The following is a 24,900-nucleotide window of genomic DNA, read 5'->3' on the forward strand; positions in this document are numbered from 1 at the left end:
GGCGCGCTGCCCCGTCGAGATCGCGTCGTCAACTCCCGTCCGTCATCTGGTTCTTGACGAGGTCCAGCAGGGCGGCATGGGTCGTGGCGTCGGCCGCTGCGACGAGCCCGCCCGCGCCGCTGAGCACGGGCTCGCCGTACAGTCCGGTCACCGTGCAGCCGGCCGCCCGGCACAGCGCGATACCGGCCGCGAAGTGCACGCTGTCGCGCAGGTCGCCGTCGGTGACATAGGCGGCCCGGCGTCCGGCGGCGACCCAGGCCACCGCGAGGGTGCTGGAGATCACCCGGGGCCGGAAACGCTCGGCGAAGCCGGGGTCGGCCAGGAGGCGGACCGCCTGGAAACCGGGGGCGCCCGGGAACGGCGGGTCGAGGTTGACGTCCACCAGCGCGGACCCGGCGCTGGGCGTCAGCCGCTCCTCGGTGCCGTCCTGCGCGCGGACCCGGGCCGTGCTGCCGTCGGTCCAGAACACCTCGCCGCTGAACGGGTCGGCCGTGGCGGCGGCCGTGACCCGGTCCCCCTCCCGCAGGGCGACGTTCACGCCGACGAGCATGGTGCGCACGGCGTAGTTGAGCGTGCCGCAGAGCGGGTCGACGAGCCAGCGGCGGTGCGCGTCCGCGGCGCCGGAGTGTCCGCTCTCCTCGCCGGTCACGGCATCGCCGGGGCGCGCGGCGCGCAGCACGTCCAGGATGGCCCGCTCGGCGGCCAGATCCGCCTCGGTCGCGAAGTCACCGGCTGACTTGTCGTGCCGGGCGAGCCGGCTGCCGTAGAGGTCTCGGACCACGTCCGCGCCCGCCCGGGCCGCCGTCACGGCCAGCTGGGCGTCGGATCCCCCGTTGGTGATCGTCATGCGCGCAGGATATCCGCACCTGCCGCGCCCCCGGAGGGGCGCGGGGCCCTGCAGGATCGCTCAGGTGGCGGTGAGGGACAGGGTCTGTTCGGCGGCGGTGCGGCCGGCCCCGGCGGAGCTTCCCGCGGCGGCCGTCCAGGTGCGCTCCGGGGTGGTCTCGGCGAGGCGCCCGGCGGTTGCGGACAGGCCGAGCACCAGGCCGCTGTAGCGGTTGACCAGACGGCAGCCGCCGCCGGCGGCCGGGATCACGAACCACTGCTGTCCGACGGCCGGATGGCCTGCCGGTGCCTTGGTGACGGTGGGACGGGCGCCCCAGGCCCGGCCCACGGTGGACGAGGAGTCGACGCCGAGCAGCCGGCCGCTCGCCGCGTTGGCGATGGTGAAGGCGCCGTCGCCGGTCGGCGTGAACACCCAGGCGTCCCGGCCGGATCCGGTGGGCCGGGCCAGCGAGGTGGTGGCGGAGCCCGTGGCCGCCTGGGCGAGGACCCGGCCCGTGCCGCCGGCGATGCGGTAGCCGCGGGAGGTGTCCATGGGCGCGGGGGGGCGGGCGGCGGAGTCGACGGTGATGTCGACGTACTCGCCGGAGGCGTCGTGCGAGCAGCCGAAGGCGCAGTAGGAGCGGAAGGACTTGCCGACGACCGTGGAGCTGGTGCGGCTCGCGCTGTCGAGGAACCAGCGGTACCAGGATGCGTTGGTGTAGCTGCCGGTGTCCCCGATGAGGTGCCACTTCTGGGTGGTCAGGTCGTCGGTGGCATACAGGTACTGCGGTGAGGTGCCGCTCTGGTCGACGGCCTGCGGTTCGCCGATGTAGAGGCCGAGGTAGGCGTCGTAGGCGATGTTCATGACGAACAGCGGCGAGGTCGGGGGCATCTTGCCGGCCGCGATCTGCTGGGCGGCGGTACCGGTGTTGGCCGGGTCGTACTCGGCGGAGGCCGGGGTGTAGCCGCTCGGGTGGCCGGCGTCGACCGGGACGATGTTGCTCTCCTTGCCGCCGGTGCCGGGCTGGGACCAGGCGCCGTCGTACCACTTCTGCCAGGAGCCGGGGGCCATCTTGGCGGAGATCGGGGCGCGGGCGACGTGCTCGTAGAACGCCTTCCAGCCGCCGCTCTTGTCGATGATCCGGGAGCCGTAATAGACGTAGAAGTAGCCGGAGGCCGTGTCGGCGAACAGGCGCTGGTCGCCGTCGCCGTAGGAGTACGTCTGGTTCGGGAAGGCCGTCGTGTCCCCGCGCTCGGTGCTGTACGGGGAGGTGATCACATGGTTCTTGATGGTCCAGGTGCGGCCGCGGTCGGTGGAGACGGCGTAGTCGATGGCGTCGTAGTGCAGTCCGTCGCCGAAGGGCTGCGGGGTGAACTCGTTGTGCACCAGGCCGTACCAGTCGCCGGTGTCGGGGTCGACCCACACCCCGGACAGGTCGCAGTAGTTCCTCTGGGCGTAGCCCGAGCCGCTGGGCGCGTAGGTGGCCGCACGGCCGGTGGGGCTGTTGTTGCAGCGCCAGGTGGTGTCGTCGTTGCGGTCGGCGGAGTTGGCGGGGTTCACCGCCTTGCTGAGCGTCTTGTCGAAGGTGGCGGTGTCGAAGTCCTTGCCGGTGTAGAAGTCCCAGGTGCGCGGGTCCTTGGCGCCGTAGAGCGCGGCGGACTGCTGGTAGTGGAAGGTGCCGTCCCGGTCCAGGTACGGGGTGGCGGGGGTGTCCGTGGGGTGGGTGAACGGTACCGGGGTCCCCACGGTCACGGTGTAAGTGGTGCCGGCGGCCGGTGCGGCCGGGGACGCGGGGCCGCCGCCCAGGACCAGGGCGACGGCCGTCGAGGTCACCGCGACGGCGCCGCGTGCTCTGCTCAAGTGTCGCAACTGTGCTCCTTGTTGCCGAAGGGCCGGTTGCACGGAACGATCCGGCCCGGCGGTTTCCCCGGCAATGGACTCCAGTGCGCCCCCTCTTGCACTTTCGCGAACGGCAGCGCGCGCCCGGGTCGGTGAGCCGGCCGGTCAGGGCTCCTCGGGCGGGGCGGCGGGCAGCGGGCTGTCCCAGGCCAGTTGGCGGATGAGCGCCTCGTCCGGCTCGGCGGGGCGGGCCACGGCTCGGCCCGGCCGGGCCGAGCCGTGGCCGGCGCGGGAAATGCCGCCGCTGACGGCGATGTTGCGCTCCACCCGCGGGCGGCGGTGCCGCTCGTAGGCGGCGAACGCGGTGGGCACGTCGGGCAGGTCGCGCAGCGCCTTGGCGAGGACCACGGCGTCCTCCAGTGCCATGGAGGCGCCCTGGCCGGTCGCCGGGGAGGCGGCGTGGGCCGCGTCGCCGATGAGCAGCATGCGGCCCGAGTGCCACGCGGTGCCGAGCGGCAGGTCGGTGGCGTCGGTGGCGAGGACCGAGCCGCGGGAGGCGGCGACGATGTCCGCGGCCGGGGTGGAGTCCTTGCGCAGCAGCGGCAGCAGTTCTTCGCGCCGGTCGACTTCGTACGCGGTCCCGGCGGCGGGCAGGGCCTCGGTGTCCACGCGGGCGAACCAGTACGTCTCCCCCGCCGGCGACACCGCGTACCCGAAGGTGGACTCGCCGCCCCGCACGAAGGTGATGAGGCCGGCCGGAACCCCGTCGGGAGCCGCGTCGCTGTAGCCGTAGTAGATCCGCTGGCCCGCGTAACCGGGCCGGGCCCCGGGGAAGAGGAGCGTGCGCACGGTGGAGTTGAGGCCGTCGGCGCCGAGGAGGAGGTCCGCGTCGGCGGTGGTGCCGTCGGCGAAGTGCGCGGCGACGCCGTCCGGGCCGTCGCTGACCTCGGCCAGCCGGAGACCGTGGCGCACCGGGATGCCGCGCCGGGCCGCCTCGCGCTGGAGCGCCGCGTTCAGCTCGCCGCGGCGCAGGCACCGGTAGTGCAGGGCGGGGTCGGCCACCTCGCCGAGCGGACCGCGCGCCTGCTCGGTGCCCTGGCCGTCGAGCAGCCGGATCGAGGTCAGCGCAAAGCCCGCCGCCGTGACCGCGTCCGTGGCGCCGAGCTGGGCCAGGGCGCGCATGCCGTTGCTACCCAGGGTCAGAAAGGCGCCGATGTCCGCCGCCGTGCCGGGGTGCGCCTCGCACACGGCGACGTCGTACCCGGCCTTGTGCAGCCCGAGCGCGGCGGCGGTCCCCGCGATGCCCCCACCGATCACCAGTACCTTCGTCACGTCCGTCCCGCTCAAGTGCCCGCTCCCCGCTCCGACAGTGGTCGTGACCATCTAAGGGCAGGGCGGGGCTCCGTGGGAGGCCGGAGGCGGGATCCGGACAGGATCCGCTCCGATCGAGTAACCAGCCTCTCGTCCGCCTGCGACCGCCCCGCGAGCCGTCGCCGGCACGCCGAGCGGTGCCGTGCGCACGAGCGCCCCCCTGTGCGACGGGTTTTTGACGGGGAAGTGGGTACGTCCCGGCCATGCGGGTGAGCGTGGTGGATGCGGGGTCGAACACGGTCCGGTTGGTGATCGCGGACGTGGAGGGGGGCGTTCCGCTGCCGGTGCACACCGTGAAGTGGAAGCTGCGCCTGTCCGAACACGTCGGGCCGGACGGCACCATCTCCGACGAGGCGGTGGAGACTTTGGTGACGGCGGTGGCCGCGGCCGGGGCCACCGCCCGGCGCTGGCATGCGGCCGGGCCGCTGGCCTTCGCGACGGCGGTGGTCCGCGGCGCCCCGAACCGGCAGGAGGTGCTGCGGCGGGTGGCGTGCGGGACCGGCATCCGGATGTGCACCCTGCCGGGCGAGACCGAGGCCGAGCTGACCTTTCTGGCGGCGCGCCGGTGGCTCGGCTGGCACGCGGGCCCCCTCGCGCTGCTCGACATCGGCGGCGGCTCGCTCGAGGTGGCCTTCGGCCGGGGCCGGCTGCCCGACTTCGCCGCCTCCCTCCCGCTCGGCGCCGCCCGGCTCACCCGGGAACACCTCCGCGTCCAGGACCCGCCGGGTCCGGCCGAGCTGAAGGAGCTGCGCCGCCGGATCCGGCATGAACTGCGGGACGTGGCCGCGCGGATCCGCTGGGAGGCGCCGCGCACCGCCGCGGTCAGCTCTCGTACGTTCCAGCAGCTGGCCCGGCTGTGCGGGGCGGCGCCGGGGCGCTACGGTCCGTTCGTGCAGCGGGAGATGGGCTGCGCGGATTTGCGTGAGGCGGTGCGCACACTGGCCGCGCTGCCCGCCGCCGAGCGCGCCCAGCTGCCCGGCATCTCCGCGCCGCGCGCCGAGCAGAGCCTGGCCGGGGCGGTCGTGGGGCACACGGCGCTCAAGCTCATGGGGCTGCGCGGGGCCGTCGTGTGCCCGTGGGCGATCCGCGAGGGGGTTCTGCTCCGCTACCTCGAGGAGGGCGCGGACTGGTGGACGGACGTCACCGGCGCCGCCGACGGCACGGGCCCGTCGCCCGGGGCGACGCTGCGCATCGCGGGCCCGCCGGCGTAGCCCGGGGCCTTCGGGCATGTCCCACGACGGGAAACCCCGCCCCAGCCTGTAGCGATCATGACAAATCGGGGGGAGCATGCCCGTATGGCATTACGTCGATCACGATCGGGAACGAAACGGCTCGCCGCCCTCGTCGCCGCGGCGGCACTGGTCCTGGCGGGCTGCGGCAGCGGCGGGTCGTCGCACCCCGGGGACGGGCGGCAGCAGCTGACCGTGGCGGCGCTGCCGCTCACCGACTCGGCCGCGCTCTATCTCGCGCGGGACCGGGGACTGTTCGCCAAGGAGGGCCTGGACGTGCGCATCCAGCCCGTGCAGCAGAGCATCCAGGCGCTGCCCGCACTGCTCAAGGGCCAGGTGGACGTGATCGCGAGCGCGAACTACGTCACCTACCTCCAGGCGTACGAGAAGGGCACCCTCGACCTGCGCATCCTCGCCGAGGGCGTCCGGATCGCCCCGCACATGATGGACGTGCTCGTGCCCAGGGACTCGGCGCTGAAGTCACCCCGCGACCTGGCGGGCCGGAAGGTCGCCGTCGCCGTCCTCAACAACATCCAGTCCCTCACCCTGAACGCGATCCTCGACGCCCAGGGCGCCGGGCGGCCCGTCTACCGGCAGATCCTGTTCCCGCAGATGGGCCCCGCCCTGGAGAAGGGCCAGGTGGACGCCGTCCACGCGGTCGAGCCCTTCGACTCCGCGATCCAGGGGCAGGTGGGCGCGCGGGTGCTGCTGGACGGCGGATCGGGACCGGCACAGGGCCTTCCGGCCAGCGGATACGTCACCACGCGTGACTTCGTCCGGAAGAACCCGAAGGCCGCCGCGGGCTTCCGCCGCGCCATCGAGGCGGCGTCGAGGCTCGCCGCCGGGGATCCGGACGCGGTACGCACGGAGCTGCCGAAGTACGCCAAGGTGAGCGCGGCGCAGGTCAAGTCGCTCCATCTGCCCGCCTATCCGGCCACCGCCGACGCGGCCGCACTGCGCAGGCTGGTCCAGCTCATGCGTCAGCAGGGAATGCTGAACAAGGACATCGATCCGGCGCCGCTGCTGGTGACATGACGCGACGCCAGGACGTCCTGCTCGGTCTCCTCGGCGCGGCGGCGGCCTTCGGGGTGTGCGAGGCGGTCTCCCGGGCCGGGATCGTACGACGCGCGTATCTGCCGCCCGCATCCGAAGTCCTCGCCCGCTGCGTGGAGTTGGCAGGGGACCGGGCCTTCCTCGACGGGATCGCGGTGACCCTGCGGGCGTGGGCGCTGGGCCTTGGCCTGGCCTGCGCGATCGCCGTGCCGCTGGGGCTGTTGCTGGGCGCGGTGCCGGTGGTGGAGGCCGCCGTACGCGCGGTCGTCGAGTTCCTGCGGCCCCTGCCCTCGGTCGCGCTGATCCCGCTGGTGTCGCTGCTGCTCGGGTCGGGCACGGAGACCGAGGTCACGCTGATCGCGTACGCGTCGCTCTGGCCGGTGCTGTTCAACACGGTCTACGGTCTCGGCGAGACCGACCCGATGGCCAAGGACACCCTGCGCGCGTTCGGCTTCGGGCGGCTCGCGGTACTGCTGCGGGTGGAGCTGCCGAGCACCGCCCCGTTCATCGCCGCGGGCATCCGGATCTCCGCCGCGGTCGCCCTGATCCTGGCCGTCGCCACCGAGATCCTCTCCGGCTTCGGCCAGGGCCTCGGCATCTTCATCGCCCAGGCCCAGACCGACCCGGACGGCACGCGGGACGTCCTGGCCGGCGTGGTGTGGGCGGGCTGCCTCGGGCTGGCCGTCAACGGCGTACTGGTCGGTGCGGAACGGCGGTTGTTCGCCTGGGCGCGGGAAACCGGGGGCGGGGAGCGGGAGTCCGGGAAGGAGCGGGCGGGGGGTGCGGCTCGGCGGGAGGAGCGCCGGGCCCCGCAGGAAGGGCAGGCCCCGCCGGCGGGACGGGCTCCGAGTGAGGACCGGGAGCGGCGCAGCGGCGCGGCGGGACCGCACAGGGCGGCCGGGGCCGGGCCGCAGAGCCCGGGGCGGCGGGCGGGGAAAGCCGGGGCTCAGCGGGAGAGCCGGGACACCGTGGTTCCCTTCCTCCTGCCCTGGGCGGTGCTGCTCGTTGCCGTCGGGAGCTGGGAGTTGGCCGCTCGTGCGCAGGACAGCGTGTACTTCCCGCCGCCGTTGCGGATCGTCCGGCACGTCCGGGAGCTGTGGTTCTCGGGGCCGGTGCGGCATCTGTTCCTCACCGGGGCGGCCCGTGACACGATCGTGCCCAGCCTGGGCCGGATGGCGGCCGGGTTCGGGATCGCCGCCGTCGCCGGGGTGAGCCTCGGGATCGCGGTGGGACGCTCACGGTGGGTGTACGCGCTGTGCAACCCGGTGTTCCAGTTCGCACGGGCCGTACCGCCGCCCGCGCTCGTGCCGGTGTTCGTCGTCCTCTTCGACTTCGGTACGCCCATGCAGGTCGCGTCGATCGCGTTCAGTGCCGTCTGGCCGGTGCTGATCAACTCGGCCGAGGGTGCCCGCGCCACCGATCCGCTGCGGATCGAGGTGGCGGCGGTACTGCGGCTCACCGCGCCCGAGCGGCTGTGGTTCCTGATCCTGCCCTCGGCGCTGCCCCGGATCTTCGCGGGGCTGCGGCTCAGCCTGTCGCTGTCCCTGATCCTGATGGTGTTCTCGGAGCTGCTGCCGGGCAGCGACAACGGCATCGGCTTCACCCTGACCGACGCCCAGACGCGCTCCGACCTGCTCACCGTATGGGCGGCGATGGCGCTGCTCGGCGCGCTCGGCTTTCTGCTCAACACCGGTCTGCTGGCGGTCGAGAAACGGCTCGCCGGCCCGAGGACCCCAGCGGGGAGAACGGCATGACGACGACCACGGTCACGGTCCGGGAGGCGGTCGTACGGTTCCTGCGGGATGCCGGGACGACCACCGTCTTCGGCAATCCCGGCTCCACCGAGCTGCGCATGTTCCGCAACTGGCCGGACGACTTCACCTATGTGCTCGCTCTGCAGGAGTCCGTCGCCGTCGCCATGGCGGCCGGATACGCCCTGGGCACCCGGCGCGCCGCGTTCGTCAGCCTGCACTCGGCCGGCGGCGTGGGGCACTCGCTCGGCGCGGTGTTCAACGCCTACCGCGACCGGGTGCCCCTGGTGATCGTGGCGGGCCAGCAGGCGCGTTCGCTGCTCCAGTTGCGGCCGTTCCTCGGCGCCGACGAACCGGCCCTGTTCCCGCGCCCGTACGTGAAGTCCGCCCGCCAGCCGGAGCGCGCCGAGGACGTGCCGGCCGTGCTCGCCGAGGCGTACCGGACCGCGATGACCCACCCGCGCGGACCGGTGTTCGTGTCCGTGCCCGAGGACGACTGGGACCGGCCCGCCGAGCCGGTCGCGCCCCGCACGGTGCACTCGGCGTTCACGGCCGCCCCGGACGCCCTCGGCGCGCTCGCCGCCCGGCTGGACTCCTGTGCCCGCCCGGCGCTCGTGGTCGGCCCGGGTGTGGACGACGAGGGGGCGCTGGAGCAGGTGCGGGCGCTTGCCGAACGGCTGCGGGCCGCGGTGTGGATCAGCCCGCTCTCCGGCCGCTCCGGGTTCCCCGAGTCGCATCCGCTGTTCCAGGGCTTCCTGCCGCCGGTCGCCCGTCAACTGGCCGCGCGCCTGGCGCCGTACGACGTGGTGGTGGCCCTCGGCACACCGGTGTTCACGTATCACGTGCCGGACGACGGCCCGCCGCTGGCGCCCGGCACCGAGCTGTTCCACCTGGACTGCGACCCCGGCCAGGCCGCCTGGCTGCCCGTCGGCACCAGCATCGTCACCACCCTGCGCCCCGCGCTGGCCCGGCTCGCGGAACTGGTGGACAAACCCGACCGGGATCCGCCGCCGGCCCGGCCGGCCCCCGCCCCGGGCCGGGCCCGGGAGCAGGCCGGGGCGCACATCACCCCGGAACTCCTCTTCGACCTCCTGCATGCCCGGCTGCCGCGCGACCGGGTGCTCGTCGAGGAGGCGCCGAGCCACCGTGACGCGCTGCACGCACGCGTGCCCGTCGTACGGGACGGCGGCTTCCTCACCACCGGCAGCGGCGCGCTCGGCTGGGGTCTGCCGCTCGCGGCCGGCCGGGCCCTCGCCGACCGGCGCCGGGTGGTGTGCGTGGTCGGCGACGGCTCGGCGCTGTACTCGGTGCAGGCGCTGTGGAGCGCGGCCCGGCACGCGGCCCCGGTCACCTACGTCCTGCTGGACAACGGCGGTTACGCCGCGGTGCGCGCACTGGGCCGGCGCATCGGCGTCGCGCCCGTCCCCGGCACGGACATCACCGGCATCGACTTCGCGGCCCTCGCGCAGTCCTTCGGCTGCCCGGCGGCCCGCGCCGAGGACCCCGGCGACCTGCCGGCCGCCCTGGACCACGCGCTGGGCCGGGGCGACGAGGCGGGCCCGTTCCTGCTGCACCTGCGGGTCACCGGCAGCGCGGGCACCCTGTACGAGCCCTGGGCCGGGTGAGGGGATGCTGCGCCTCGACTCGGTCAGCCGCCACTTCGGCGACCAGCACGTCCTGGACGGCATCAGCCTCACCGTGCCCGACGGTCAACTCCTGTGCGTCGTCGGGCCGTCCGGCTGCGGCAAGTCCACGCTGCTGCGCACCATCGCCGGGCTGCTGCCGGCACAGCAGGGCACGGTCACGGTGGACGGCAGCCCGGTGACCGGCGTCCCCGAGCGGCTCGCGGTGGTCTTCCAGGAGTACGGCCGCTCGCTGCTGCCCTGGCTCACCGTCCGCGACAACGTGGCGCTGCCGCTGCGCCGCCTCGGTCTTCGACGGGCCGCGCGCCGGGCCGAGGCCGAGGAGATGCTGGAGCGCGTCGGCCTGCCCGGCGCCGGACGGCGTCGTCCCCACGAGCTGTCGGGCGGGATGCAACAGCGCGTCGCCATCGCCCGCGCCCTGGTCTGCCGTCCCTCCCTGCTGCTGATGGACGAGCCGTTCGGGTCCCTGGACGCCCGCACCCGCGAGGACCTGGAGGACCTGCTCCTTCAGGTGCACCGGGCCGACGGCACGACGATCGTGTTCGTCACGCATGACATCGACGAGAGCGTGTACGTCGGCGACCGCGTCGTGGTCCTCTCCCGCGGGCCCGGCTCCCGCGTCGTCCGGGACCTGCCGGTCGGCCTGCCCGCCGCCCGGGACCAGCTCACCACGCGGAGCCTGCCCGGTTTCGTGGCGCTGCGCACGCAGGTGGGCCGGGCCGTTCGGGAAGAAGGGTGAGGGGTGAGGGGTGAGGGGGTGAAGGGGTGACCCCCGGACCTCGGGGGTCACCCCTGTCGTTCACCGCAGGTCGCGCACCTTCACGGTGTAGATCCCGCGGCCGTGGGTGGCGGCGTACAGCGTGCTGCCGTCGGGGCTCGCCTTGAGCTGGAGGACGGCGACCGCCGGCAGGGTGCCGATCCGCTGCCAGTCGGTGCGGCCCGGCGCGCGGTAGACGACGCCCAGGTCGGTGGCGACGGCGAGGCCGCCGCCGGCCGTCAGCAGCGCGGAGTCGGCCGGCACGTCGGGCAGGCCGGCCGAGACGTCCTTCCAGGTCGTGCCGCCGTCGGTGGACTCGAAGACATGGCCGACGCCCGCGCCGGGGCCCTCGGTCCAGTTCCGGGAGAAGCCGCTGACCGTGAGGAAGACGTGGTCGGCGTTTGCCGGGTCGACGGCGAAGCCGCTCAGGTAGCGGTTCGGCACGGTGCCGTCGACGGGCAGGTTGATGTCGTGCCAGCCGGTGCCGTCCGCGTTGCCCACGGCGATGCCACGGGCGAAGCCCTGGTTGTTGCAGGGGCCGCACCAGGCGGCGTAGATCTTCCCGCCGGAGGCGGCGACGGCGGTCGCGACCCTGCCCGCGCCGAAGTCGTGCACGCTGGTCCACTCGGAGCCGCTGCGGATGGCGTAGCCGTGGGTCTGGACCCAGATGTGGCGGCCGCCGGCGATCCAGGTGCTGCCGCTCTTCAGGTCCGTGGTGAGCGGGGCGATGAAGCGTGCCTCGCTGGTGGCGTTGTCGGGCGGGGCGACCGAGTACGAGGTGGCCTTGCTCGGATCGGTGGCCCAACTGCCGTTGTTCACCGCGCAGTTCTGGGTGACCTGGACGGCGAGGTAGACGTACTCCTGGGCGATGTCGCACCCGTTGGCGGGATCGGTGAGCGTGTCACCGCCGTCGCCGCCGAAGTTGGAGCCCATCACGGTGTCGTTGCCGCGCAGGACGGACTGGCCGTTGTCCTGGAGGCCGCCGGTGACGGACACCCCGCCGTGCTCGAGGTCCTTGCCGATGCCGACCGAGTAGTACTGCAGGGTGTCGATGGTGCCGTCGTTGAGGGAGGTCCAGTCGGTGGCGTGGCCGGAGGTGTCCTGGGTGCCGTTCACCGGGCGCTTGTAGACGCCGCCGTCGTTGCCGACGTAGACGTAGGACGCGCCGTGGTAGCTGCCGATGGCGACGCCGTGCTGGTCGGAGTGCGTGGTCTGGTGGCAGTCGCCGGTCTGCTTGGCGGGGTCGATGCTCCAGCAGGAGAAGGGGAAGTTCCAGTACGGGCCGACGGTCGACCAGGTGGTGCCGCCGTCCTTGGTCTCGTAGACCTCTTCGAGACCGGCGTACACATGCTGCGGGTCGGCCGGGTCGACGGCGAGGAACTGGTTGTACCAGGCCTGGACGCCGGGCATGTAACCGGCCGTCGTCAGCGCCGAGTTGTCGGCCGCCAGACCCTTGTAGTCGGCGATCTTCGTCCAGGGGCCGGTCGGGGAGCCGGACTTGGACACGTAGATGCCTTCCAGGCCGCTGTCGGGATTGGTGCTGAGCTGCTGCGGGGACTGGTCGATGGCGTAGTAGCGCGATCCGTCGGCGGAGCGGGCGAAGGTGACGTTGCCGACGTTGTCCGCGTCGGCCGGCAGGTCACCGAGGCCGCTGGTGATCCGCGTCCAGGTGCCGCGCACCTGGGTGTAGAAGCCGTTGTACGTGTCGCCGCTGCGCCAGCCGACGGCCAGGACCACCTTGGACGGGTCCTTGGGGTCGACGGCGATGTCGTTGGCGATGTTCTTGTACGGGGCGCTCGGGTCGTCGGCCTTCGAACCGCCGGGCAGATACTCGGGGTTGGGTGCGAACTCCAGCTTCCAGGGGCCGCTCAGCTGCCGTGTGGAGTGGCTCCACACGCCCTTGCCGGTGGCCGCCCACACCTTGCCGCCGGCGAAGCGCAGCTCATGGATGGTGGTGCTCTCCAGCTCGTCACCGCCGACCCGGCGGCGCGGCGAGAAGGTGCCGTGGTGGGGGTGGTCCAGGACGTAGACGCCGCTGCCGAGGTAGGCGTCGGCGTTGGTGGTGGCCTCGCCGGTGCCCAGCCACAGCCGGCCCGCGCCGTCGAGCGCGAGGGCGCCGGTGGACTGGGCGGGCAGCCGGTCGCTGATGGGCTGCCAGTGGCCGCCTCCGCTGCGCGAGCGCCAGACGCCGCCGCCGGCGCTGCCCGCGTAGACGTAGCCGTCGTCGTCGGCGGCGAGGGCGGCCATCCGGCCGGTGACGTCGCCGGATCCGCCGCTGGAGTTGGAGTCGAGGTCGCGGTAGCGCGGGTCGTCGGAGTTGTACGGCAGGTCGGTGATGTTGTGCCAACTGCCGCCCGTGCCAGGGAGGTTCGTGAGGTCGTTCCATGCCGCGCCGTACGCGCCCGGTGCGACGACGCCGGGCGAGGTGCGGGCCTCGGCGTACTGGTCGGCGCCCTCGGCGATCTCGTCCGCCTCGTTGCCGCCGTCGCCGCCCGCCTCGTGCGGGGACATGACGCCCACCGACTGCTCGCGCTCCTTGGCCAGGTGGCCGAGGACGCGGACACCGAAGGGGCTCGGCGAGCGCCCGGACGCGGTGGACGGCGGGATCGCGACCAGCGCGGCGGACGCGGTGAGTGCGCAGACGGTGAACCACCGTCTTCTTCGGGTTGGCACGGACACCAGTGGCCTCCTTGAAGGCATCGACACTGCCGACGCAGGAGACCCGACCACGCACACACGAAGACGTCCGCCGCTTGGCCAAAATTTGACGAGAACCTGTCAGTAACTACTGTTCCGGCAGGCGATCGTGCCGACCGGCCGGGGATGCGGCCCGGGAGACGGCGCCCCGGGCACGGAACCTGCCCACCGTCTTGAGCAGCTGGTCGGCCGGATCACGCAGCCCGGGGTGGGCCAGCACCGTGTTGCGCAGGCCACGGATCGGTCTGCGCCACAGCCGCTGGGCCAGGGCCACCGGGTGGGCACGGGCGGCGAAGCCCTCGCCCACCCGCAGTTCGCGGGTCTTGAGCCAGTCCTTGTACTCCTTGTCACCCCGGCCCAGGTCCACCAGGGTCACCCCGGCCCGGGCAGCCCCCTCGGCGGTCCGCAGGTGCATCATCAACCCCGGGGAGTAGTAGTGCAGTTCGGGATCATAGGCGGTGAACCAGGCCGCCAGTACGGTGCTCGAGCGGGGCCCGAAGTGGGCGGCCACCGGCCGGTCGCCCGCGTACAGCACGGACAGCACGCCGGTGAAGTGCTCTTCACGGACACGGAAGAGGTGGTCGGTCAGGGCGACGATCCACGGCCGGGAGAACCGGTCCATCCGGCCGGTCCTGCGGTACTGCGCGGACTTCCAGCGCATGAGGGTGTGCAGCATTTCCGGGTCGCGTTCGTCGAACACGAACCGCACCTCGCCGACGTCCCGGCCGAGCCGCCGTTCCTTCTTCAGCGTCGTCTTGGCCAGCCCCGGGTAGGTGGCCCGCAGCCACTCCGGGTAGCCGCCGTCGCCCGGCTTCACATCGATCACCGGGGAGGCGAAGGTCCCGGTGACGTACGGCGCGAACGGCCGCTGCTCCTGGACGAGATGGTCGAACTCGAAGATGCTGAGCCCGCAGGCCCGCAGCAGTTCCCCGGCGTCCCAGGTGAGGCCGGGCCGGTGCACGAGGGCCTGGCAGTCGGACAGTCCGAGCCCGATGGCGCGGCCGGTGCCGAGCGGCCCGCGCTCGTATGCGAAGAAGCCGGCCGGCGCCCCGCCCTCACGCAGGACCGCTACCCGCGCCCCGCCTCTGAAGAGGCCGACACCGGCCGCGAACTCCGGTGCCAGAAAAGGGTTGGCGTACTCCGGCGACTCGTCCATCGCGCGGTGCCAGGCCGCGCGCAGTTCAGAGGTCAGTTCGCCCGGTCTGTGGATGGTGATCTCACGACTGATGGATCGCATGCGCGACCGCTCCCCCCATGACGCGCCGAGCGCGTCCTGCCATTCGTACCGATGTCTGGCGTCCCCACCGTGCGTGACCGCTCAAACGCCGCGAAACAGTACGCACACCCTCAAGGGTGCCTCAGGCGACGGAAGGTCCGCCATGGTTCTGCGGACATCGGTGACGGCCGGCCTTCATCGTGTCCGGCCGTCCCACGGGTTCGCACTCTTGACATGAATCTGCGTCAACCTCGAGTCTGCGTGCGTGAAGTTGCTCAATTGAAGCTCGTTTCGAGCGCGTACGAGCAACACTCCGCAAGAACAGTCAGTCCGCAGTGCTGCGAGGGGAGCTGTTCCGCCGTGCGAAGAGTGCCAAGACCGCGACGACCGCGACACCGTGTGCCCTGGCCGGCCTGGGTGCCGCTGGGGCTGGCGACCGCCCTGGCGGCGACCGCGCTCGCCACCCCGGCACCCGCCCGGGCCGCCGACGCGGCCGGTACCGGCGGTGCCGTACTGGATTCCGCCCACAGCAGCGTCAGCTGGCAGAGCCCGGTCTACGCCAAGGGCACCGGCGGCGGCACCGAGAGCTGCCCGGCCGCCGGCACCGATCCCGGCGACAAGGTCTGCGACCGCTTCGACCTGACCGTCTCGGTGCCGGACGGCTACTGGAACGACAACCCCGAGGGCGGTGTCCCGCTGTCGGTCAAGTGGGCCAACCCGTCGGACGACTTCGACCTGTACGTCTACGACGACCAGGGCAAGCAGGTGGCGTCCAGCGCCGGTACGGCCGACCCCGAGGCGACGGTGATCCCGCGGGCGTCGGGGACGTACCACGTGCTGGTCGTGCCGTACGACGTGCACGACGGCTCCTTCACGGGCACCGCGTATCTGCCCGCGACCACGGACGCCGGTGACCTCACCGCCTTCTCGGGCGGCGACGGCAGCTACACCGTCGCGGCCGGGCGGCTGACGGCACGCGCGGACTTCCTGACGGACGGGCAGCTCAGGCTGCAGGCCGATCCGTCCGGCTCCCTCGGTGACCCGGCGGGGACCGCGATCGTGCGCAAGCAGCCGGCCCTCCAGCGGCACACCTCGTCCTTCGACGCGGGCGGCTACTACGGCATCCGCTCCCCCGGGGCCGTACTGCGCGTGTACAAGAAGCCCCTGCGCTTCGGCCTGTACAAGCCCGACAACCGCACCCGGATCTGGCAGGAGGACAAGCCGCTGCGCTGGTCGACCGGCGGGATGCGGCAGAGCCTGGCGCGCGGCGCGGACGAGCAGTTCTTCGGCGGCGGCGAGCAGAACGGCAGCTTCTCGCACCGCGACCGGACGATGTACGTGTCCAACAGCTTCGACTGGGACGAGGGCGGCTACAACAACTCCCAGCCGTTCTACCTCTCCAGCGCGGGCTACGGCGTCTTCCGCAACACCTTCGCGCCGGGCGTGTACACCTTCGGCTCGCCGGTGACCACCGGCCAGCAGGAACGGCGCCTGGACGCCTACTACTTCCTCGGTGACGCCAAGCAAGTCATCGCGAAGTACACGTCGTTGGTCGGCAAGCCGTTCATGCCGCCGGTGTACGGCCTCGAACCCGGCGACTCCGACTGCTACCTGCACAACGCCAACCGGGGCGAGCGCCACACCCTGGACGCGCTGAAGGTCGCCGACGGCTACACCGAGCACCAGATGCCGCTCGGCTGGATGCTGGTCAACGACGGCTACGGCTGCGGGTACGAGAACCTGGAGCAGACCGCGAAGGGCCTCCAGGACCACCACGCCCAGCTCGGGCTGTGGACCCAGGACGGCATCGGCAAGCTCGCCGACCAGGTCAAGGCCGGCCAGCGGGTGGCCAAACTGGACGTGGCCTGGGTCGGCAACGGCTACAAGTTCGCGCTGGACGCGTGCGACGCCGCCAAGAAGGGCATCGAGGACAACAGCGACGCGCGCGGCTTCGTCTGGCTGCCGGTGTCCTGGGCGGGCGCGCAGCGCTGCGGGGTGCTGTGGAGCGGCGACCAGAAGCTGTCCTGGGACTACATCCGCTGGCAGATCCCGACGTACGCCGGGGCGACGATGTCCGGTATCGCGTACAACACCGGTGACGTGGGCAGCATCTACCGTCACGACGCCAAGATGTACGCCCGCGACCTGCAGTGGAAGGCGTTCCTGCCGGCCATCATGACCATGGACGGCTGGGCCACCGACCTCACCACCAAGAAGCCCGCCGACCAGCAGCCCTGGCTGGACGGCGAGCCGTACACCTCGATCAACCGCAAGTACCTGCAGTTGAAGGAGCGGCTGCTGCCGTACATGTACACCCTGTCCGCCGAGGCCGCGAAAACCGGGGTGGGCGCGGTGCGTCCGCTGTGGCTGGAGTACCCGGACGACCCGGGCACCCTGTCCGATCAGGCGAAGTACGAGTTCCTGTCCGGGCCCGACTTCCTCGTCGCCCCGGTCTACCAGGACTCCGACACCCGCGACGGCATCTACCTGCCGAAGGGCACCTGGACCGACTACTGGACGGGCCGCACCTACCAGGGCCCGACCACGGTCAACGGCTACCACGCCCCGCTCGACACACTGCCGCTGTTCGTGCGCGAGGGCGCCGTCGTGCCCATGTGGCCCAAGGGGACGACGAGTTGGCAGACCCGCAACTCCCACGAGCTGGACTGGGACCTGTATCCGGCGGGCCACGGCACGAGTCGCTACACGCTGTACGAGGACGACGGGGTGACTCGCGGCTTCGCCCAGGGCGCCGCCGCCACGCAGCGGGTGTCCGTGCACAGCGACGGCACCGGGACGACCGTCTCCGCGGGCGCGAGCAGGGGTGACTATGCCGGCAAGGTGGACGAGCGCGCCTACCGGTTCACCGTGCACGGGGAGCCGGCACCCCGCCAGGTGCTCCTCGACGGGCGCCAACTGCCCGCCTCCGCCTGGTCGTACGACGCCGGCACGCATGTCACGACCATCACCACACCGAGCCTGCCGCTGGACCGGGGGTTCACCGTGCGGCTGGTCGACGGGAGGTAAAGGAATCGTATGGTCTAGTCCAAAGTGAGCGTTGGTCTAGTCCAACTTATTGACGTGGCCGCAACAGCTCCCAGAGGGTGGGGCTCCCCGCTCCGGGGACTCCCCCACCCTCTGGAGGCACGCAGTGAGACGTCTTCGGGCATGTCTGGGCGCGGCGGCGGCCGTCACCCTCGCCGCCGCCGGCACGACCGCGCTCGTCGCGGGCAACGCTTCGGGCGCGACCACCGCACTGAGCAACCGCTGGTACGCCGCGGCCCCCTATCTGATGCCGCTGGACAACAACCCGCCGGACCCGTCCGCCATCATGGACGCGACCGGGCTCAAGGCCTTCCAGCTGGCCTTCGTCCTCGCCCCCAACGGCGGCGGCTGCTCGCCGACCTGGGGCGGCACCGCGTCCGTCTCCTCGGACACGGCCGTACAGTCGATGATCAACACCATCCGCGGCAAGGGCGGGGACGTGTCGGTCTCCATCGGCGGCTACGGCGGCACGAAGCTCGGCCAGGCCTGCGCGGACGCGGCGTCCACGGCGGCGGCGTACCAGCAGGTCATCACCAAGTACGGCCTGCACGCCATCGACTTCGACCTGGAGGAGCCGGAGTACGAGAACACGGCGGCGATCCACAACGAGATCGGCGCGGCCAAGATCCTCCAGCAGAACAACCCGGGGCTGTACGTCTCCGTGACGACGGCCGGCACCGCGGACGGCACCGGATGGTTCGGCAAGCAGATGCTGCTGGAGGCCAAGTCCCAGGGGTTCACCCCGAACAACTTCTCCATCATGCCGTTCGACGGCGGCTTCAACGGGGCGGCGAGCCAGACCAGCGCGCTGACCAGCTTCAACTCGATCCTGCAGTCGACCTTCGGCTGGGACCAGGCGACCGCGTACGCCCATGAGGGCTTCTCCGGCATGAACGGCCGCAGCGACTCGGGCGAGATCTTCACCCAGTCCGACTTCCAGACCGTGCTGGACTACGCCACGAGCCACAACATGGACCGCTTCACGTTCTGGTCCTTGAACCGCGACCGGCAGTGCTCCCCGCCCGACAACGGTGGCCGCACGTCCGGAACGTGCTCCAGCGTGGCGCAGAACGACTGGGACTTCGCCAAGTACTCGGTGAAGTTCGCCGGGGTCACCCCGCCGGCCCCCACCCCGACGCCGACCCCGACTCCCACCCCCACCTCGTGCAAGACCGCCTGGAGCGCGACGTCGGTGTACACGGCCGGGGACGAGGTCTCGTACGGCGAGCACAACTGGAAGGCCAAGTGGTGGACCCAGAACGAGGTGCCCGGCGCCTCGCAGTGGGGGCCGTGGCAGGACGAGGGAGCCTGCTGAACCTCTTGACGCACTTGGTTCAGACCTCTAGCTTCTCGGGTCACCGACCGACCAAGGATGCGTTCAGCGTTCATCATGCTGAACGCTGAACGCATCCCGGTGCGATGAAGGGACCCCCCATGACCCGATCACGGCTCCTCACGGTGCCGGCCACCGCGGGCCTCGCCCTCGCGCTCGCCCTGCTCGGCAGCCCCAGCGCGATCGCCGCCGACCCGCATGTCGCCCCCGGCGGCAACTTCGACCTGTCCGTGTGGGAACTGCAGGAGCCCGTCGGCTCCCCCGGCAGCCCGACCACCATCCCGTCGTCCCGGCTCCAGGGCGCCAACGGCTACCAGGACGCGTACTTCTACACCGACACCCGCGACGGGGCCATGACGTTCTGGGCCCCGGAGAAGGGCGTCACCACCCCGAACTCCAACTACGCCCGCTCCGAGTTGCGCGAGATGAACCGCGACGGCAGCGCCGCCGACTGGTCGCTGTCCGGCGCGCACAAGATGAGCGCGACCCTGCGCGTGGTGTCGGTGACGAAGAACGTGTGCGTGGGCCAGATCCACCTCGGCAGCGGCGGTTCGTCCACCAAGCCGCTGCTGGAGCTGTACTACCACGCGAACGGCGACATCGTGCTCGGCACCGAGGACTCGCCGTCCGGCGGCCAGACCCCGCACCCCGTCGGCCATGTCGCGATCGGCAGGACCTGGAGCTATACGATCGCGGTCTCCGGCGGCACCACCATCGACCTGACCGTGACCGGCACCACCACCCACTACCCCATCGCGTCGTCCTTCCAGCAGTACAAGCAGTACTTCAAGGCCGGCTCCTACAACCAGTCCTCCTCCGACAGCACCACCGACGGCGCCCGTGTCGCGTTCTACGGCCTGACCGTCAAACACGGCTGACACGCGGCCCGACCTGCGCGAGTGGTGCAAATGGCCGTACGGTCGTAGCGTCGAGAGGACGCGGTCGGACACAGCACAACGGTGGGAGCGACCATGCGCGGATCAGTGGTGCGAACGGCGGTGGCCCTGACGGCAGGAACGCTGCTGACAGCGGCGATGACGACGGCGTCGGCCAGCCCGCCGACCGCGGCCACGGCACCGGTCAAAGCCACCGCGGCACAGCCCGTGCTCGTCGACTGCTTCTTCCACAGGAACGTCCGCCCGTCCTACTTCATCCTGGCCTGCGGCGACGGAAACAGCCGGCTCAGCGGGATCCGATGGAGCCAGTGGGGTCCGGACGGTGCACAGGCCGTGGGCGTGAACATGGTCAACGACTGCAAACCGTACTGCGCGGCCGGCACCTTCCACGCGTACCCGGTCGTCATCCGGCTCAGCGGCGCGAAGCCGTGGCAGAAGCATCCGTACTTCGACCGCTACACGAACATGAGCCTGACCTACACCGGGGCCCGGCCGGACACCTTCAAGCAGGTCATGAACTACCCGCTCTGGGACTGACACCCCGGGACGGACGCCCCGGGTGACGACCGCTCATGGCCGTCACCCGGGCGCACGGCGTACGGAGCCGGGTGCTGGGCCGCGCGGGCGACCCCGCGGCCCGGCACCCGCCCACGGCGAGGGGCAAAGCCGCATGTTGGTGTGACCCCGCACGCCGGCGCACGTGCGCCGTCCCGAGAGAGGTCACATGCCCCGACTCCCCCGCCTGGCCGGTGCCGCCACGGCCGCGCTCGCGCTCGGCCTGATCGCGGCAGCACCCCCCGCAGACACCGGACCGGTCGTCACCGACGCCCGCATCGCCGCCCGTTTCGGCCTGGCCGCCGGGCAGACGCCCGAGAACATCGCGCTCGAGAGCGACGGTTCCGCCGACCTGACCCTCGCCTACGCCCGGCAGATCGCCCACGTCACACCCGACGGGCAAATCCGCATCCGCACGACCCTGCCGGCCGTCGCGCACCCCGGCACCCCGCTCGTGCACAGCGCCCTCGTGACCGGCATCGCCCGCGCCCACGACGGCACGCTGTACGTCAACTACGCGACCGGCACGGGCAAGACGGGCATCTGGCGGCTCGCCCCCGGCGAGGAGCCCGAGCAGATCGCCCAGTTGCCGAAGAACGGCTACCCCAACGGCCTGGCCCTCGACGAGCGCCACGGCATGCTGTACGCGGCCGACTCTGTGCTCGGCACCGTCTGGCGCGTCCCGCAGGAGGGCGGCCCCGCCACGGCATGGGCCAAGGACCCGGTGCTGAAGCCACTGACCGCACCCTCGGGGAGCGGGGTCGGCGCCAACGGCATCAAGGTGCACCGCGGTGCCGTCTGGGTGTCGAACACCGACCGCGGGACGCTGCTGCGCATCCCCATCGGCCCGGACGGTTCCGCGGCCCGGGCCGAAACACCGGCCAAGGGTCTCGCCGGAATCGACGACTTCGCCTTCACGGGGTCCGGCCGCACCGTGGTGGCCGCACTGAACAAGGGCAACCAGGTGGTCCTGGTGCGCCGCGACGGATCGCGCACGGTCGCCCTCAGCCGGCGGGACGGGCTGTCCAACCCGACCTCGGTCGCCGTACTCGGCCGGATCGTCTACGTGCCGAGCGCCGCGTACGTCACGCGCGAGGACCCGAACCTGCTGCTCGCACGGCTCCGGGAGCGCGGCGACCGGCTGTAGCCGCGCCCGAGCAGCAGCGTGCGCCGCGACCGGATGCCGGTCGCGGCGCACGTTCACGTCGGACTGTCTCTCAGGCGAACCCTCAGGCGATCTCGACGAGCAGGTCGCCGCCCTCCACCTGCTGGATCCGGTTGATGGCCAGCCGGGAGACCCGGCCCGCCTTCGGCGCGGTGATCGTGGCCTCCATCTTCATCGCCTCGATGGTGGCGATCGTGGCACCGGCGGCGACCTCGTCGCCCTCGGCCACCGCGAGAGTCACCACACCGGCGAACGGGGCCGCCACATGGCCGGGGTTGGCGCGGTCGGCCTTCTCCGTCACCGGCACGTCCGAGGCCGCCGCGCGGTCGCGGACCTGGATCGGGCGCAACTGGCCGTTGAGCGAGGACATCACGGTGCGCATCCCGCGCTCGTCGGCCTCGCCGACCGCCTGGAGTTCGATGAGCAGCCGGACACCGGGCTCCAGGTCGACGGCGTACTCCTTGGCGGGACGCAGGCCGTAGAAGAACGCCTTGCTGTCCAGCACGCTGGTGTCACCGAAGGCCTGACGGTGCGTGTCGAACTCGCGCGTGGGGCCGGGGAACAGCAGCCGGTTGAGCGTCGCCCGGGTGTCCTTCGCAAGCCCCTCGCGGTCCTCGGCGGACAGCTCGGGAGCGGGCCTGGGCTCCGAGCGGCCCTGCAGCGCCTTGGTGCGGAACGGCTCGGGCCAGCCGCCGGGCGGGGTGCCCAGCTCGCCGCGCAGGAAGCCGATGACCGAGTCGGGGATGTCGAACCTGTCGGGTGTCTCCTCGAAGTCCTTCGGGGAGACACCGGCACCGACGAGGTGCAGGGCGAGGTCGCCGACCACCTTGGACGACGGGGTCACCTTCACCAGGCGGCCGAGGATGCGGTCGGCGGCGGCGTACATGGCCTCGATGTCCTCGAAGCGGTCGCCGAGGCCGAGGGCGACGGCCTGGGTGCGCAGGTTGGACAGCTGGCCGCCAGGGATCTCGTGGTGGTAGACGCGGCCGGTCGGGGAGGCGAGGCCCGCCTCGAACGGGGCGTAGATCCTGCGCACGCCCTCCCAGTACGGCTCGAGGTCGCCGACCGCCTGCAGGTCGAGGCCGGTGGGACGCTCGGAGTGGTCGGTGGCGGCGACGAGCGCCGACAGCGACGGCTGCGACGTCGTGCCGGCCATGGAGGCGACGGCGCCGTCCACCGCGTCGGCGCCCGCCTGGATCGCGGCGAGGTAGGTGGCGAGCTGGCCGCCCGCCGTGTCGTGCGTGTGCAGGTGCACCGGCAGGTCGAACTCGCGGCGCAGCGCGGAGACGAGCTTGGCGGCGGCCGGGGCGCGCAGCAGCCCGGCCATGTCCTTGATCGCGAGGACATGCGCGCCGGCGTCGACGATCTGCTCGGCGAGGCGCAGGTAGTAGTCGAGGGTGTAGAGCCGTTCGGCCGGGTCGTTCAGGTCGGCGGTGTAACAGAGGGCGACCTCGGCGATCGCGGTGCCTGTCTCGCGCACGGCCTCGATGGCGGGCCGCATCTGGCCGACGTCGTTGAGGGCATCGAAGATGCGGAAGATGTCGATGCCGGTGGCGGCGGCCTCCTGGACGAAGGCGTCGGTCACCTCGGTCGGGTACGGGGTGTAGCCGACGGTGTTGCGGCCGCGCAGCAGCATCTGCAGGCAGATGTTGGGGACGGCCTCGCGCAGGGCGGCGAGCCGCTCCCAGGGGTCCTCGGCGAGGAAGCGCAGCGCCACGTCGTACGTCGCACCGCCCCAGCACTCCAGGGACAGCAGCTCGGGCAGGGTGCGGGCGACGACCGGGGCGACGGCGAGGAGGTCCTTGGTGCGCACGCGGGTGGCGAGCAGCGACTGGTGGGCGTCGCGGAAGGTGGTGTCGGTGACGCCGATCGTCGGCGACTCGCGCAGGTGCCGGGCGAAGCCCTCGGGGCCGAGGGCGACCAGCCGCTGCCGGGATCCGGCCGGGGGCTCACCGGCCGGCAGCGGCGGCAGCTTGGTGACGGGGTCGAGCAGGTCGGGGCGTCCGCCGTGCGGCTTGTTGACCGTCACGTCGGCGAGGTAGGTGAGCAGCTTGGTGCCGCGGTCGGCGGAGTGACGCGCGGTGAGCAGGTGCGGGCGCTGCTCGATGAAGGAGGTGGTGACCCGGCCCGCCTGGAAGTCCGGATCGTCCAGAACGGCCTGCAGGAAGGGGATGTTGGTGGCGACGCCGCGGATCCGGAACTCGGCCACGGCGCGCCGGGCGCGGCCGACGGCGGCCTTGAAGTCCCGGCCGCGGCAGGTGAGTTTGACCAGCATCGAGTCGAAGTGCGCGCTGATCTCCGTACCGGCGTGGGTGGTGCCGCCGTCGAGGCGGATGCCGGAGCCGCCCGGGGAGCGGTAGGCGCTGATCCGGCCGGTGTCCGGGCGGAAGCCGTTGGCGGGGTCCTCGGTGGTGATACGGCACTGCAGGGCGGCGCCGCGCAGGGTGATCGTGTCCTGGGCGAGACCGAGGTCGGCGAGGGTCTCACCGGCGGCGATGCGCAGCTGGGCCTGGACCAGGTCCACGTCCGTGACTTCCTCGGTCACGGTGTGCTCGACCTGGATGCGCGGGTTCATCTCGATGAAGACGTGGTTGCCGGCGGGGTCGAGGAGGAACTCCACGGTGCCCGCGTTGCGGTAGCCGATCTCGCGGGCGAAGCGGACGGCGTCGTCGCAGATGCGTTCGCGCAGCGCCGGGTCGAGGTTGGGCGCGGGCGCCAGCTCGATGACCTTCTGGTGGCGGCGCTGGAGCGAACAGTCGCGCTCGTAGAGGTGGATGACGTTGCCCTCGCCGTCGGCGAGGATCTGCACCTCGATGTGGCGCGGGTCCACGACGGCCTTCTCCAGGAAGACGGTCGGGTCGCCGAACGCGGAGGCGGCCTCGCGGGAGGCGGCCTCGATGGACTCGCGCAGCTGGGCGGGGTCCTCCACGCGGCGCATACCGCGCCCGCCGCCGCCCGCGACCGCCTTGACGAAGACCGGGAAGCCGATCTCCTCGGCGGCGCGGACGAGTTCGTCGACGTCGGTGGAGGGCTGGGACGAGCCGAGCACGGGTACGCCGGCCGCGCGGGCGGCGGCGACCGCGCGGGCCTTGTTGCCGGTCAGCTCCAGCGTCTGGGCGCCGGGGCCGACGAAGGTGATGCCCGCCTCCTCGCAGGCACGGGCCAGTTCGGGGTTCTCGGACAGGAACCCGTAGCCGGGGTAGACGGCGTCGGCGCCCGCCCGGCGGGCCGCGCCCACGATCTCCTCGACGGAGAGATAGGCCCGCACGGGGTGCCCCGGCTCCCCGATCTCGTACGCCTCGTCGGCCTTCAGCCGGTGCAACGAGTTGCGGTCCTCGTGCGGGAACACGGCGACGGTGCGCGCCCCGAGTTCGTATCCCGCCCGGAACGCGCGGATCGCGATCTCTCCACGGTTGGCGACCAGCACCTTGCGGAACATCCTGGATTCCCTTCAGCTGCCTGCCGGCGACGAACACCACGGTGTCAGCCACGCCTTGCCGTATCTCGCGGCAACCATAGGGGTT

Annotated in this window: 16 protein-coding genes; 10 read left to right on the forward strand and 6 right to left on the reverse strand. The window is 72.3% G+C overall.

Annotated features, from left to right (window positions below; genetic code table 11):
- Nucleotides 1-28 precede the first annotated feature (28 nt).
- The 3 genes from A6P39_RS06460 to A6P39_RS06470 form a co-directional block, all read right to left on the reverse strand.
- Nucleotides 29-847: an inositol monophosphatase family protein gene (locus A6P39_RS06460; RefSeq protein WP_067042327.1), complete on the reverse strand. Its 819-nt coding sequence runs from the start codon at nt 845-847 to the stop codon at nt 29-31.
- 60 nt (nt 848-907) lie between these two features.
- Nucleotides 908-2,686 carry an RICIN domain-containing protein gene (locus A6P39_RS06465; protein ID WP_079133234.1) on the reverse strand — a complete coding sequence of 593 codons (1,779 nt, stop codon included), beginning with the start codon at nt 2,684-2,686 and terminating at the stop codon, nt 908-910.
- A gap of 144 nt (nt 2,687-2,830) precedes the next feature.
- Nucleotides 2,831-4,012: an FAD-dependent oxidoreductase gene (locus A6P39_RS06470; protein WP_234378797.1), complete on the reverse strand. Its 1,182-nt coding sequence runs from the start codon at nt 4,010-4,012 to the stop codon at nt 2,831-2,833.
- 227 nt (nt 4,013-4,239) lie between these two features.
- Here A6P39_RS06470 and A6P39_RS06475 point away from each other — a divergent pair, with 227 nt between their 5' ends.
- From A6P39_RS06475 to A6P39_RS06495, 5 genes are all read left to right on the forward strand, one after another.
- The gene (locus A6P39_RS06475; RefSeq protein WP_067042333.1) at nt 4,240-5,247 is read left to right on the forward strand and encodes a Ppx/GppA phosphatase family protein; all 1,008 of its coding nucleotides are present in this window, start codon (nt 4,240-4,242) and stop codon (nt 5,245-5,247) included.
- A gap of 84 nt (nt 5,248-5,331) precedes the next feature.
- Nucleotides 5,332-6,300 carry an ABC transporter substrate-binding protein gene (locus tag A6P39_RS06480; protein WP_067042336.1) on the forward strand — a complete coding sequence of 323 codons (969 nt, stop codon included), beginning with the start codon at nt 5,332-5,334 and terminating at the stop codon, nt 6,298-6,300.
- Nucleotides 6,297-8,072: an ABC transporter permease gene (locus A6P39_RS06485; RefSeq protein ID WP_267893293.1), complete on the forward strand. Its 1,776-nt coding sequence runs from the start codon at nt 6,297-6,299 to the stop codon at nt 8,070-8,072. The genes A6P39_RS06480 and A6P39_RS06485 overlap by 4 nt, the downstream gene beginning before the upstream one ends.
- Entirely contained in the window at nt 8,069-9,694 is a 1,626-nt protein-coding gene (gene mdlC / locus A6P39_RS06490; protein WP_067042339.1) for a benzoylformate decarboxylase, read from the forward strand. Before A6P39_RS06485 ends, mdlC begins: the two co-directional genes overlap by 4 nt.
- Nucleotides 9,695-9,698: 4 nt before the next feature.
- Nucleotides 9,699-10,451 (forward strand): ABC transporter ATP-binding protein, encoded by a 753-nt coding sequence (locus tag A6P39_RS06495; protein WP_067042342.1) that lies wholly within the window; start codon nt 9,699-9,701, stop codon nt 10,449-10,451.
- A 60-nt stretch (nt 10,452-10,511) separates the two neighbouring features.
- Here A6P39_RS06495 and A6P39_RS06500 read toward each other — a convergent pair whose 3' ends face one another.
- The gene (locus A6P39_RS06500; protein ID WP_067042345.1) at nt 10,512-13,148 is read right to left on the reverse strand and encodes a glycosyl hydrolase; all 2,637 of its coding nucleotides are present in this window, start codon (nt 13,146-13,148) and stop codon (nt 10,512-10,514) included.
- A 106-nt stretch (nt 13,149-13,254) separates the two neighbouring features.
- Nucleotides 13,255-14,403, reverse strand: a complete 1,149-nt coding sequence (locus A6P39_RS06505) for a GNAT family N-acetyltransferase (protein ID WP_067042349.1) — start codon at nt 14,401-14,403, stop codon at nt 13,255-13,257.
- A 378-nt stretch (nt 14,404-14,781) separates the two neighbouring features.
- On the opposite strand from A6P39_RS06505, the gene A6P39_RS06510 reads away from it, so the two are divergent.
- From A6P39_RS06510 to A6P39_RS06530, 5 genes are all read left to right on the forward strand, one after another.
- Nucleotides 14,782-17,409 (forward strand): glycoside hydrolase family 31 protein, encoded by a 2,628-nt coding sequence (locus A6P39_RS06510; protein ID WP_067042352.1) that lies wholly within the window; start codon nt 14,782-14,784, stop codon nt 17,407-17,409.
- Between the two features lie 124 nt (nt 17,410-17,533).
- Entirely contained in the window at nt 17,534-18,742 is a 1,209-nt protein-coding gene (locus A6P39_RS06515) for a carbohydrate-binding protein (protein ID WP_067042355.1), read from the forward strand.
- 119 nt (nt 18,743-18,861) lie between these two features.
- Nucleotides 18,862-19,638, forward strand: coding sequence for a polysaccharide lyase family 7 protein (locus A6P39_RS06520; protein ID WP_067042358.1), 777 nt, complete (start codon nt 18,862-18,864; stop codon nt 19,636-19,638).
- A 93-nt stretch (nt 19,639-19,731) separates the two neighbouring features.
- Entirely contained in the window at nt 19,732-20,193 is a 462-nt protein-coding gene (locus A6P39_RS06525; RefSeq protein ID WP_067042361.1) for a hypothetical protein, read from the forward strand.
- Between the two features lie 187 nt (nt 20,194-20,380).
- A complete protein-coding gene (locus A6P39_RS06530; protein WP_067042364.1) occupies nt 20,381-21,358 on the forward strand; it encodes a hypothetical protein in 978 nt (325 codons plus the stop codon).
- A gap of 82 nt (nt 21,359-21,440) precedes the next feature.
- On the opposite strand, the gene A6P39_RS06535 is transcribed toward A6P39_RS06530, so the two are convergent.
- Nucleotides 21,441-24,815, reverse strand: coding sequence for a pyruvate carboxylase (locus A6P39_RS06535; protein WP_067042367.1), 3,375 nt, complete (start codon nt 24,813-24,815; stop codon nt 21,441-21,443).
- Nucleotides 24,816-24,900 lie beyond the last annotated feature (85 nt).

It is taken from the genome of Streptomyces sp. FXJ1.172, assembly GCF_001636945.3.
GTDB lineage: Bacteria > Actinomycetota > Actinomycetes > Streptomycetales > Streptomycetaceae > Streptomyces.